Source organism: Candidatus Brachybacter algidus, from assembly GCF_016707225.1.
Lineage (GTDB): Bacteria > Bacteroidota > Bacteroidia > Chitinophagales > Saprospiraceae > Parvibacillus > Parvibacillus algidus.
This window is the reverse complement of sequence record NZ_JADJID010000003.1, coordinates 250,860-263,417: the sequence shown is the minus strand read 5'-3', so window position 1 is coordinate 263,417 and position 12,558 is coordinate 250,860. Positions and strand designations below refer to the sequence as shown.

At 38.9% G+C, this 12,558-nt stretch carries 6 protein-coding genes and 1 pseudogene; all 7 read left to right on the top strand.

What is annotated here, in order from left to right; translation table 11 throughout:
- Window positions 1–81 precede the first annotated feature (81 nt).
- Window positions 82–1,182 (top strand): cytochrome-c peroxidase, encoded by a 1,101-nt coding sequence (locus tag IPI15_RS10975; protein ID WP_287420320.1) that lies wholly within the window; start codon window positions 82–84, stop codon window positions 1,180–1,182.
- Window positions 1,183–1,196: 14 nt separating this feature from the next.
- Window positions 1,197–3,707, top strand: coding sequence for a heavy metal translocating P-type ATPase (locus IPI15_RS10970; RefSeq protein WP_287420318.1), 2,511 nt, complete (start codon window positions 1,197–1,199; stop codon window positions 3,705–3,707).
- Between the two features lie 3 nt (window positions 3,708–3,710).
- A complete protein-coding gene (locus IPI15_RS10965) occupies window positions 3,711–5,969 on the top strand; it encodes a multicopper oxidase domain-containing protein (protein WP_287404185.1) in 2,259 nt (752 codons plus the stop codon).
- Between the two features lie 97 nt (window positions 5,970–6,066).
- The gene (locus IPI15_RS10960; protein ID WP_287420316.1) at window positions 6,067–6,411 is read left to right on the top strand and encodes a hypothetical protein; all 345 of its coding nucleotides are present in this window, start codon (window positions 6,067–6,069) and stop codon (window positions 6,409–6,411) included.
- Between the two features lie 48 nt (window positions 6,412–6,459).
- On the top strand, window positions 6,460–7,509 hold the full coding sequence (locus tag IPI15_RS10955) for a T9SS type A sorting domain-containing protein (protein ID WP_287420315.1): 1,050 nt from the start codon (window positions 6,460–6,462) through the stop codon (window positions 7,507–7,509).
- Window positions 7,510–7,653: 144 nt separating this feature from the next.
- Window positions 7,654–7,986, top strand: coding sequence for a DUF6660 family protein (locus IPI15_RS10950; RefSeq protein WP_287404191.1), 333 nt, complete (start codon window positions 7,654–7,656; stop codon window positions 7,984–7,986).
- A 218-nt stretch (window positions 7,987–8,204) separates the two neighbouring features.
- Window positions 8,205–12,553: pseudogene (locus IPI15_RS19845) on the top strand (CusA/CzcA family heavy metal efflux RND transporter).
- Window positions 12,554–12,558 lie beyond the last annotated feature (5 nt).

Below are 12,558 nucleotides of genomic sequence, written 5' to 3'. Positions count from 1 at the left end.
TACTCCGGTTAAATAAGTTTTTGACAATAACCCGAACATTTGGGTCAAATAAAATTATTTCAAATTAATATTTTATTTAATATGAACAAAATATTTAAGTACTCTAAACTAAAAATTTCAGTTTGGATATTTATTTTAATAACAATTACTTTTTACAATTGTGGGAGCGATGAATTGACGGTAAAATATGATCCGGTCCCTTATGTAATAGAATATCCTGACAATTTTGATGCGCCGGTTTTGCCTGGTGATAATGCCTTAACTATCGAAGGTGTTAAATTGGGGAAGATGCTTTTTTATGATAAATTATTAGCAAAAGATGGCAGCATCTCTTGTGCTAGTTGCCATGTTCAAGCAAACGGAGTTTCAGATGAAAATCAATTCTCCAAAGGTGTAGAAGGATTATTTGGTAACAGGCAGGCAATGCCGATTTTTAATCTTGCCTGGCACAATAATGGCTTCTTTTGGGATGGCAGGGCTGCTACCCTCAGAGCTCAGTCATTAATGCCCATTCAGGATCCATTGGAGATGAATGAGTCGCTGGAAAATATGGTGAAAAAACTTTCCAATTCGAAGCAATACACAGACCAGTTTATTAGAGCTTTTGGTACCTCTGAAATATCAAGCCACAAGGTTAGTTTAGCGTTGGAGCAATTTATGATGACAATCGTGTCCTTTGACTCAAAATTCGATCAATTTCAAAAAGGTCTCGTACAACTTTCTGAAAGCGAGGAAAGAGGTAGAAAATTATTTTTCACAGAATTTAATCCATTCTTTCCGGAATTATCCGGAGCTGATTGTCAACATTGTCATAGTGGTCCAAATTTTGAAAATGGGGAATTTATGAATAACGGCTTAGATTCAGATGAACAATTTATGGATTTTGGCAGAGAAAAAGTTACTCTATCAGCAGCAGACCGGGCTACATTTAAGGATCCATCACTGAGAAATGTAGCCTTAACAGCTCCGTATATGCATGATGGTAGATTTAAAACTTTGGAGGAAGTAATTGATCATTATAACACAGGGGTCAAAATGTCTTCTACTGTGTCACCATTAATAGTGCCAACAATCACAAATGGTTTAATGCTTTCGCCACAAGAGAAATCGGATTTAATTGATTTTTTAAAGACCTTAAATGATCCTTCTTATTTAAATAACAAGGCATACGCTGAGTTTTAAAAATTAAAGTATAAATGAAACATAAATATATTATTACCGGAATGACCTGTTCCGGTTGCGAAGCGAAAGTAAAGTCCTCTCTTTTAAATGTAGATCACATCACTGAAGTAATAGTGTCAAAAGACGAAAATTCAGGAATTATTACAATGGACTCACATGTACCGTTAGCCATTATGCAGGAAGCTCTGGGTGGAAAGGAAAGCAAATATCAAATAAATGAGGAAGGTTTTGTTCCGGTTGACAAATTAACAGAAGGCACTCCGGTGTCCTCTCCTAAATCAAAGCCTGTGCCATCAAGTTCCGGTGGTAAATATTATTGCCCCATGCATTGCGAAGGTGATAAAACTTATGATGTACCGGGTGACTGTCCGATCTGTGGTATGGATCTGGTTCAGGCGCCTGTCGTTGCCCAAATTCAACAGTATACCTGCCCTATGCATCCCGAAATAGTGCAGGATGGTCCCGGCTCCTGTCCCATCTGTGGCATGAATCTTGTTCCAATGAAACCTGAAGAAAATGCAGACAATCAAACTTATCAAAGACTGCTAAAAAAGATGAAAGTTGCAGTGGTATTTACACTTCCTGTTTTCATTATTGCCATGATGGAGATGTTGCCTGATAGCCCTTTGCTTAAAATCATGCATATGCAGGGTTGGAATTGGGTTCAGTTTATCCTTACAATACCTGTAGTATTTTATGCATGCAATATGTTTTTTATGAAGGCCTGGAGATCAATAATTACCTGGAACCTAAACATGTTTACGTTAATTGGCATTGGCACAGGAGTTGCGTTTTTGTTCAGCCTGGCAGGTTTATTTTTCAGTGATATTTTTCCGGCTGAATTCAGATCGCATCATGGCACTGTGGCACTGTATTTTGAAGCAACGTCAGTCATTTTGACCCTGGCCTTACTTGGGCAGTTGCTTGAAGCAAAAGCTCATAGCCGGACCAGCGGTGCTTTAAGAGAACTAATAAAACTGGCTCCCACAGAAGCTACTTTAGTACAAGATGGCCGGGATACGATCATATCCATTCATGATATTAAAGCCGGGGATATGTTGAGAGTAAAGCCGGGGGATAAGATTCCCGTCGATGGTAAAATCCATTCGGGTCACAGCAGCATTGATGAATCAATGATAACCGGAGAACCGATCCCTGTCGAAAAACAAATTGGTGATCCTGTTAATTCCGGCACGATCAATGGTACAGGTTCTTTTATTATGCAATCTGAAAAAGTCGGGTCAGACACTTTACTGGCCCAGATCATTCAAATGGTGAGTGATGCCAGCAAATCAAGAGCACCTATCCAGAATCTGGCTGACCGTATTTCAAAATATTTTGTCCCGGCAGTAGTATTAATTGCTGTTGCTACTTACTTTATCTGGTATTATTATGGCCCTCCTCCTTCTATGGTGTACGGCTTCATCAATGCAGTGGCAGTATTAATTATAGCCTGCCCTTGCGCATTGGGGCTTGCAACACCGATGTCTGTAATGGTAGGTGTGGGCAAGGGTGCTCAATCCGGAATTTTAATTAAAAGTGCAGAAGCCTTGGAAAAAATGGACAAATTGGATGTTTTGATTATCGACAAGACGGGAACAATCACTGCCGGAAAGCCGTCTGTAGATAAGATAGTATCCTTTGATCAGGATGAAAACTCCATGCTGGCAAGTATAGCTTCCCTAAGTCAGAATAGTGAACATCCATTAGCTCTTTCATTCCTGGAATATTCTAAAAGTAAAAATATTACATTGTCAGAAGTAGCAGACTTTAATTCAATATCAGGTAAAGGTGTCACTGGTGTTGTGGATCGAGTTAATGTTGCATTTGGGAATAAAAAATTAATGGATCAATTTAATATAAATAGTCCTGAAGATGCTGAGAATAGAATTAAAGAGGAACAAAAATTGGGTAAAACGGTATCTTATATTTCGATGAATGGCATGTTAAAAGGTTATATATCTATAATGGATCCAATTAAAAAAACAAGTAAAAAGAGTATTCAGGATTTAATGGATCAGGGAATAGAAGTAATAATGTTAACCGGAGATAATGAAAATACAGCTGCTGCTGTAGCCGGGGAATTAAATCTGACTTCCTTTAAGGCAGGATGTCTCCCTGCTGATAAGTTGAATGAAATTAAACAATTGCAGGAACAAGGGAAGGTAGTTGCAATGGCAGGTGACGGAATTAACGATGCTCCTGCCCTGGCTCAGGCTGATATCGGTATAGCAATGGGCACAGGTACTGATGTCGCAATAGAAAGCGCCAAGATTACGCTGATCAAAGGAGATCTGCAAGGTATAGTCAAGGCTAAATTATTGAGTCACGGTGTAATGAAAAATATCAGACAAAATTTGTTTTTTGCCTTTGCATACAATGCCCTCGGAATCCCGGTAGCAGCCGGCTTGCTCTATCCTTATTTTGGAATTTTGTTATCACCTATGTTAGCGGCATTGGCAATGAGTCTCAGTTCTGTATCTGTCATCGGCAATTCACTTCGATTAAGAACAATAAAAATCTAATGGATGTACTTCTTACTAAACAATTTCAATAAGGTCTTTGCCGGTATTATTTTGATTCTGTCAGGTGATATAATTTATGCTCAAAAAGTAGTCAGATATGAGTTGACACTGGCTGATACAATTGTCAATTTTACCGGTAAAAGCAGACGTGCTATAGCATCTAACGGACAGATCCCTATGCCCACACTTACATTTACTGAAGGTGATACTGCAGAAATCGTGGTGCATAATAAACTGAAAGAAAATACTTCAATACATTGGCACGGACTTTTCTTGCCTAATAAGGAGGATGGTGTTCCTTATTTAACTCAGAAACCCATCAAGCCGGGTGAAACCTTTATATACCGTTTTGCAATAATTCAAAATGGAACACATTGGTATCACAGCCATACAGGGTTTCAGGAACAAATTGGAATGTATGGATCCTTAGTTCTTAAAAAAAGAGATGATGATTCAAGGTTTAGAAAGGGAATTGATGACCTTCCTGTTATTCCACTCATCTTGAGTGAGTGGACCGACTACGACCCTGATAATGTCCACAGGATGTTACACAATGCCACCGATTGGTTTGCTATTAAAAAGGGGACGACTCAGTCTTATGCTGAAGCTATAAGTGCAGGACATTTTAAAACTAAAGTTACCAATGAGTGGAAGCGTATGTTGGCTATGGATGTCAGTGATGTATATTATGATAAGTTTTTAATAAATGGATTCAATGAATCATCTGATAAAACTTTGAAAAATCTGAAAGCCGGGGACAAAGTAAGACTTCGTATAGCCAATGCCGGTGCATCATCCTACTTTTGGATTAAGTATGCGGGAGGTAAAATTACCGTAGTGGCAAGTGACGGCCTTGATGTTGAACCTGTGGAAGTTGATAGGTTGATCATTGGTGTTTCAGAAACATATGATATTGTAGTATCAATACCTCAGGATAAAACTTCTTATGAGTTGCTTGTGACACCTGAAGACAGAACTAAATCTGCTTCAATTTATATTGGAAACGGGATTAAACAACTTATTTCACCGATGCCTAAACTGAAATATTTTGAGGGCATGAAGATGATGAATGATATGATGCGCTTGAACGGCGATATGGATGACATGGGTATGAACATGTCTCTCCAGCAGATGGATATGAATACTGTCATGTATCCAGAGGTTTCCGGGGATATGGACATGAATAAAAAAGCAAAGGAAGGATCAGATATGGATCATTCATCCATGGACCATGAAATGAAAAGTGATATTGTCACTTTAAATTACGCGATGTTAAAAGCGCCATATAAGACATCTCTTCCCAAAAATGCTCCGATAAGAGAATTGCAATTCGAACTTACAGGAAATATGAACCGGTATGTATGGAGTCTAGACAATAAGGTGCTTGCTGAATCAGACAAGATCATGATAAAACAAGGTGAAGTAGTCCGGATCATCATGTTTAACAACAGTATGATGAGACATCCCATGCATTTGCATGGTCATGATTTCCGGGTTATAAATGGACAGGGAGCTTATGCACCATTAAAAAATATCATTGATATTATGCCTATGGAAACTGATACTATAGAGTTCGAAGCTAATGCAGATGGTGACTGGTTCTTCCATTGTCATATATTATATCATATGATGGCAGGGATGAATCGTGCATTTAGCTATGAAAACTCTGCGCCAAATCCTTATTTGCCTAATAAAAAAAGAGCTTACAATAAGTTACAAAGAGAAAGTAATAAGGTACATTTTATGGTCGAAAATGATTTTGCAACAAATGGCAATGACGGAATGATCATGTTTCAAAATACCAGGTGGGCTTTGGGAACAGAATGGAGACTTGGGCATCATGACGATCACGGTTATGAAACAGAAACACATTTAGGGCGGTATATTGGCAGGAATCAATGGTTCATGCCTTTCATAGGATTTGACTGGCGCTACAGAAAATTAGAAGAAGGTGAAACAGAAACAACGCTTTTTGGACAGACAAATACCAAAGACAATAGGGCGATGATAAGTGCAGGATTTGAATATACGCTTCCCATGTTATTAATATTTCAAGCAGAGGTTTATCAAGACGGAAATGTAAGAATCCAATTAATGAGAGAGGATATTCCTGTTTCTAAAAGGTTTAGAGCAAGTTTTATGATCAATTCGGACAAAGAATATATGGGTGGATTAAAATATATTGTTGGCAGAAACTTTGGGGTCAGAGCACATTACGATAGCGATATGGGTTTTGGAATTGGATTAACGGTTAATTATTAATTCTTTGTATGTCAGGTACATATTTTTCAGATATAAAAAACAAGTCACTACTTTTATTAAATAATTGATTATCAATATAATTCAAAAATAAATCAGCATGAATAAAATTTTCTACTTTCTAATAATGTGCCTATTTGCAGTTTATTCCGGGCAGGCACAAATTACATGGAATAATGAAATGGATGTTGCGGCGAGCCATTTTGATAATCAACATCCAAGAATTGCATTGGACAGGTCCGGAAATTCTATGGTGATCTGGAGTAAAAATGAAGCACTGTATTTTGCCAAATCAAACGGCATAGCTTTTAGTGCTCCATTACAGCTAAACCCCGAATGGATGACTATAGCTGGCGCAAGTTGGATGGGCCCTGATATAGCTTCACACGGTGATACAGTTTATATAGTTGTGAAACGTACACCAGAGTCCGGAAGCTACACATAGGATTTTTGTTTTACCTCATACGATGCTGGTCTTAACTTTGAGAATCCTGTGGAAATTGCTATAATTGGTGATAGCCTATCTCGTTTTCCAACCATCGAGGCAGATAAACAGGGCCACCCTATTGTAGGTTATATGAAGTTTAATTCAGCATTTCAGGAGTCCCGATGGGTTGTAACAAGGTCTAATGATTTTGGGAAGACATTTACAACTGATGTTAAAGCGAGTGGTTGGGGAAGTTCTGATGCTGTATGCGATTGCTGCCCGGGTGCAGTAGTGTCTTACAATGACAAAACGGCAATGATTTACAGGGATAACAACAATAATCTGAGAGATATCTGGACTGGATGGTCAGAAGATAATGCATCAACCTTTAAAGAAGGAAGTGCAGTTGATAATAATAACTGGCAATTAATGAGTTGCCCTGCAAGTGGCCCGGATGGAGTCATTGTGAATGATACATTATATTCTACCTTCATGAGTGGGTCCGGAGGAAAGACAAGGACTTATCTGAGTAAGACTTCTCTACCAACTCACGAGTTAGTATCTGTAAAAACTTTAACCGGAAATCTTTCAGGTTTAAATCAGCAGAATTATCCGCGCTTAGCTACCGATGGAAAAGCAATAGCTATCGTCTGGCTACAAAACAGGAGCGGCGGGGATCAATTGCCAATACTTTTTACTGACGATATAAATAAGGGATTTCCTTTAGCATTTGACACCGTTGCATTGGCGGACATCGTGAATGCAGATGTTGCTATTGGAAATAATAAAGTATTTGTGGTCTGGGAAGATCCTAATTCCGGTACGGTAAAATTCAGATCAGGTGATTACGGTAATGAGACATCAGCAACATATCCGGAGCCATTAAATGTATTGAATATTTATCCCAATTTGGTACATTCCAATTTATATTATACTATTAATTCTTCTTCAGTAAAGAATTGCGTTATTAAAATCATTGATATCAATGGAAAATTAATTCATGATCAGAAACCCACGACGGAAAGTATCGATGTTTCTAATTTGAAAAATGGAATATATTTTGTTAAAATTTTCTTAGACAACCATTTATATATTAAGAAATTTATAAAAATATAAAAATATTTTAGACCTGGTTTTCAGAAATATTTATTTGAATTACTATCAATTAGCCGAATTCATTTTGTAATTGGGTAATAATTAGTTCAGACAATTCGTATTATCTGGGGTAGAACACAAATTTAATCCGTATCATTGCACTTCATGAAATTATTTACATTCATATTCTCATTTTATCTGATGGCACTGGCTATGATTCCATGCCACGATATCTACAATGAATGTAATGACAAGGATAAAAGCGAGGTAGCCGCAAATCACGATCACCAAAGCGATGAAAATGACTTCTGCAGCCCATTCTGTACCTGCAGTTGCTGCAATACAGCTATCACTGATGTGATAAGTTTTTATGTTTTATCCCATTCCATAGCACCCAAATTGAATGAGACCTCCACGGTTTCTATTTATGAGTTCTCCTACTTTTCCAGCTTTAATGGAAAGATCTGGCAACCGCCGAAGAGTGGTGTTGATTGTTAGTGGCTGACAGGAGATTTTAATAAGTTAGAAATAAGAAGGTAGAAGTTAGAATGAGGCTTCAATGGTAGATTGTATCATATTGATACTTTACCTAGTAAATAATAATGTTCCCTGAATTTTAATTGATTTCCTGTTGTCATTGATGCTTCATGCATTGTGCTACCCGGTTATTGACCGGTCGGCTTACAATGCTATTGTTCACATTAACAGACAATACCTTGTTAGATAAAATAATAAAATTTAGCATTAAGAACAAACTCATCATAGGAATGATGACCTTGTTCCTCATCCTTTGGGGTATCTGGAGTGTTTCCAGACTTCCGATTGATGCCCTTCCTGATATAACAAATAATCAGGTGCAGATACTTACAACATCTCCTACACTTGCCGCTCAGGAAGTTGAAACATTTATAACCTATCCTATTGAACAGGCGGTCAAATCAATACCCAGAGTAGTTGAACTCAGATCCATAAGCCGTTTCGGTCTTTCCAATATCACGGTAGTTTTCGATGAAGAAGTAGATATTTACTGGGCACGTGCTCAGATCTCCGAACGGCTTGCAGAGGCAAAGGAAAATATTCCGGATGGCCTGGGTACGCCGGAGATGGCTCCCATCAGTACAGGCCTTGGTGAAATTTATCAATACACGGTTTCTGCAAAACCCGGATTTGAAGATCAATACCACGCCATGGAACTTCGGACGGTTCAGGATTGGATCATCAAACCTCAGATCCTGGGGCTGGCAGGGGTGGCTGAGGTCAATACACTTGGCGGGCAACTCAAACAGTATGAGATCGCGGTCAAACCGGATAAACTCCGGAGCATGAATACTACTATCGTGGAAATATTCGATGCGCTGCGAAAGAATAATGAAAATACCGGCGGAGCCTACATTGACAAAATTCCAAATGCGTATTTCATCCGCGGAATTGGCATGGTAAGCTCGATCGACGATATAAAAAAGATCGTCATAAAAAATCAGAATGGCATTCCGATATTGATCAGGGATGTGGCCGAAGTGGATTTTGGTGGAGCGATCAGATATGGTGCCACGACCAAAAATGGCAAAGGAGAAGCCGTCAATGGTATGGTGCTCATGCTCAAAGGTGAAAACAGCGCAGACGTCGTCACCAGGGTGAAAGGGCGAATGGAGCAGATTATTAAAACTCTTCCGGAAGGAGTAATTGTAGAGCCTTATCTTGATCGGACGAGGCTTGTAGATAACGCAATTTCAACTGTGGAAAAGAATTTGCTTGAGGGAGCATTGATCGTCATTTTTATACTTGTTCTTCTGATCGGTAACTGGCGGGCCGGACTCATCGTCGCATCCGTCATACCTTTGGCTTTATTATTCGCTGTGAGTATGATGAAGCTCTTTGGTGTCAGTGGCAACCTGATGAGCCTTGGGGCAATTGATTTTGGCTTAATTGTCGACGGTGCAGTCATCATTGTGGAGGCGATAGTGCACCGCCTGCAGACCGGAAAAAAAGGGGACCTGACCGCGGATCAAATGGACGAAGCGGTGTATCAGGCTTCTTCAAAGATCAGAAATAGTGCGGCATTTGGGGAGATCATCATTCTTATTGTTTACCTTCCTATCTTGGCTTTGGTTGGCATAGAAGGTAAGATGTTCAAGCCCATGGCGCAGACAGTAGGCTTTGCAATTCTTGGTGCATTTATTTTATCCCTTACTTATGTGCCGATGGTAAGTGCACTTTTTCTGAGTAAAAAGACGGGCCATGAACCAAATTTTTCAGACAGGATCATTAATTTTTGCTACAGAATTTACCGGCCAATTCTGGAGGGTGCTATGCAGATGAAAACTCTGGTAGTCAGTTCTGCAATAATTTTATTTGTACTGTCTTTGATGATATTCAATGGTCTTGGAGGCGAGTTTATCCCAACTTTGGAAGAAGGCGACATAGCTACACACATCATTCTACCACCGGGTAGTTCGCTTTCACAGGAAATATTAACAACGACAAAAGCGGAGCAGATATTAAAATCAAAATTCCCGGAAGTCGTTCAGGTAATTTCAAAGATAGGTAGTGCTGAGATCCCGACTGATCCAATGCCGATGGAAGTAGCCGATGTAATGATCATACTCAAAGATAAATCCGAATGGACTTCAGCTAAAACAAAGGAAGAAATGATGGAAAAAATGGAACATGCGCTGGATGATCTGCCCGGGGTCACGACAGAATTTACACAACCTATCCAGATGCGATTCAATGAACTGATGACAGGAGTGAGAAGTGATGTGGCTATCAAGATTTTTGGTGAAGATATAGATCTTTTAGCAGGATTTGGAGATGAAGTGGTTTCAATGATCCAGGAATAAATGGAGTAGAAGATGCGCGTGCTGAAGTTGTATCAGGACTTCCTCAGATCACTGTAAAATACAATAAAGATAAACTTGCCTTTGTATGGATTGAATGTCGGTGAATTAAATCAGGTCATCAGGACGGGATTTGCCGGGGAAAAGGCGGGTGTAGTCTATGAGGGCGAAAAAGGTTTGACCTGGTGGTACGCCTGCAAGGGGATGAACGTCAGGATATTTCCAACCTCAAATCGTTGTACATTTCTTTGCCTTCAGGAAGTCAGATCCCGTTGGAACAAGTTGCTGACATCGCTGTGGAAAGAGGTTTCTCACAAATCAGCAGGGAAGAAGGGAAGCGCAGAATAGTTATTGGTTTTAATGTCAGAGGACGGGATGTGCAGACCATTGTTTCTGAAATAGAGGACAAATTGGATAAAAATTTGAAGATGCCTGCCGGATACTATACGACCTATGGTGGTCAGTTTCAAAATCTCGTGGAAGCGAATAAGAGATTGTCTGTAGCATTGCCAATTGCATTAGGATTAATATTCATGTTGTTGTTTTTCACATTTAGAAGCGTGAAACAATCCATCCTCATATTTACAGCTATCCCACTTTCTGCCATAGGGGGAATTTTTGCATTATGGTTGAGGGGCATGCCTTTCAGTATTTCCGCGGGAATCGGTTTTATAGCACTTTTTGGTGTCGCTGTGCTCAATGGAATTGTATTGATTGGGTATTTTAATCAACTTAAAAAAGAAGGTATGAAAGATGTTTGGGAGCGGATTCAGGAAGGAACAAAAGTAAGGTTGAGACCGGTCATAATGACGGCTGCAGTGGCTTCACTTGGCTTCCTGCCGATGGCATTGAGCTCAGGCGCAGGTGCAGAAGTACAAAAACCATTGGCAACTGTAGTCATAGGAGGACTAATCACGGCTACGTTACTTACACTGATCGTATTGCCAATTTTGTATTTCTTCTTTGAGAAGAATTTCAAGAGAAATAAAAAAAAGGTCATTTCACTGGTACCGGTTATATTAATGCTTTGTGCAATTAATTCCAATATCAGTGCGCAGACTTATTCTTTACCTCAGCTGTTGGAATTGGCTCAGAAAAAAAATCCTCAGATTTCTTCAGATCAGCTGAATATACTTGCTGAGCAATCATTGCGGGGGGCTTCAGGCATCATACCAAAAACTGCATTGAAGGTTCAAATGGGTCAAAATAATTCCAGGTTATTCGATGAGAATATTTCAATAACTCAGGATATTCCAAATCCTGGTTTTATACGGGCAAAGAAAAATCTGTCAGATCAGCGGATCAGATATAGCGAAATAGGCATGGCCATGACCAGACAGGAATTGAATTATCTGGTAAGGCAAAGCTGGTACAAGGTTATTCAATTGAGGGAACTGAATGATGTTTTACAACAAGAAGACAGCTTACTTGCACAATTCGTCAAGACTGCAAACCTGAAGTATAAAACCGGTGAAAGTAATTTGCTTGAAAAAACAAGTGCTGAAAATAAAAGGCAGGCTTTGCTTCAAGAGATTAATCTAAATAATGTCGGGATCAGTACTGAAATGAGCGTTATTCAACTACTTGTAAATCTTACCTCCCCTTTTGATTTGCAGAGAGATCCGATTAAAGCATTGGAATTAATCAATTTAAAAGATTCAATCTTATTGAAAAATAATCCCGCATGGCAACAAACACTTCAAGCTATATCTATAGCAGAGGCGGAGCAGCGATTGAAGAAAGCGGAAAAGATGCCTGATTTTTCTTTGGGTTATTTTGTTCAGTCAATTGCGGGGATTCAGGATATTAATGGACAGCAAAGGGAATACAATAATATACCCAGATTTCAAGGTTTTCAAATTGGGATTAATGTTCCGATATTCTCAGGAAGGGCTTATAAATCATCAATACAGGCCTCTAATTACAATAGGGAAATGAGAAAAACAGAGAGTGAATATTACTTTCAACAAATTGAAAGCCAATTAAGTCAATTATCTAAAAAATACGTATTTTATAAAGACCACTTAGAGTATTTTACACTTAAAGCTATTCCCAACGCGGAATCCATTCTTAAAAATTCTACTAGGGCTTATCAGAGTGGCGACATTGGTTATATAGAATATATGTATGCTATACAGACCAATTTAGATACCAGAAAATCTTATTTACAGGCATTGAATGACCTCAATCAAACGGTTATTTCCATCCAGTATCTCACCAATCAATAAATAAT

Excerpts from the sequence above, each read along its gene's own strand:
- IPI15_RS10950 (WP_287404191.1), top strand. The coding sequence starts at position 7,654 with ATGAAATTATTTACATTCATATTCTCATTTTATCTGATGGCACTGGCT.
- IPI15_RS10970 (WP_287420318.1), top strand. The coding sequence starts at position 1,197 with ATGAAACATAAATATATTATTACCGGAATGACCTGTTCCGGTTGCGAA.
- IPI15_RS10960 (WP_287420316.1), top strand. The coding sequence starts at position 6,067 with ATGAATAAAATTTTCTACTTTCTAATAATGTGCCTATTTGCAGTTTAT.
- IPI15_RS10965 (WP_287404185.1), top strand. The coding sequence starts at position 3,711 with ATGTACTTCTTACTAAACAATTTCAATAAGGTCTTTGCCGGTATTATT.
- IPI15_RS10975 (WP_287420320.1), top strand. The coding sequence starts at position 82 with ATGAACAAAATATTTAAGTACTCTAAACTAAAAATTTCAGTTTGGATA.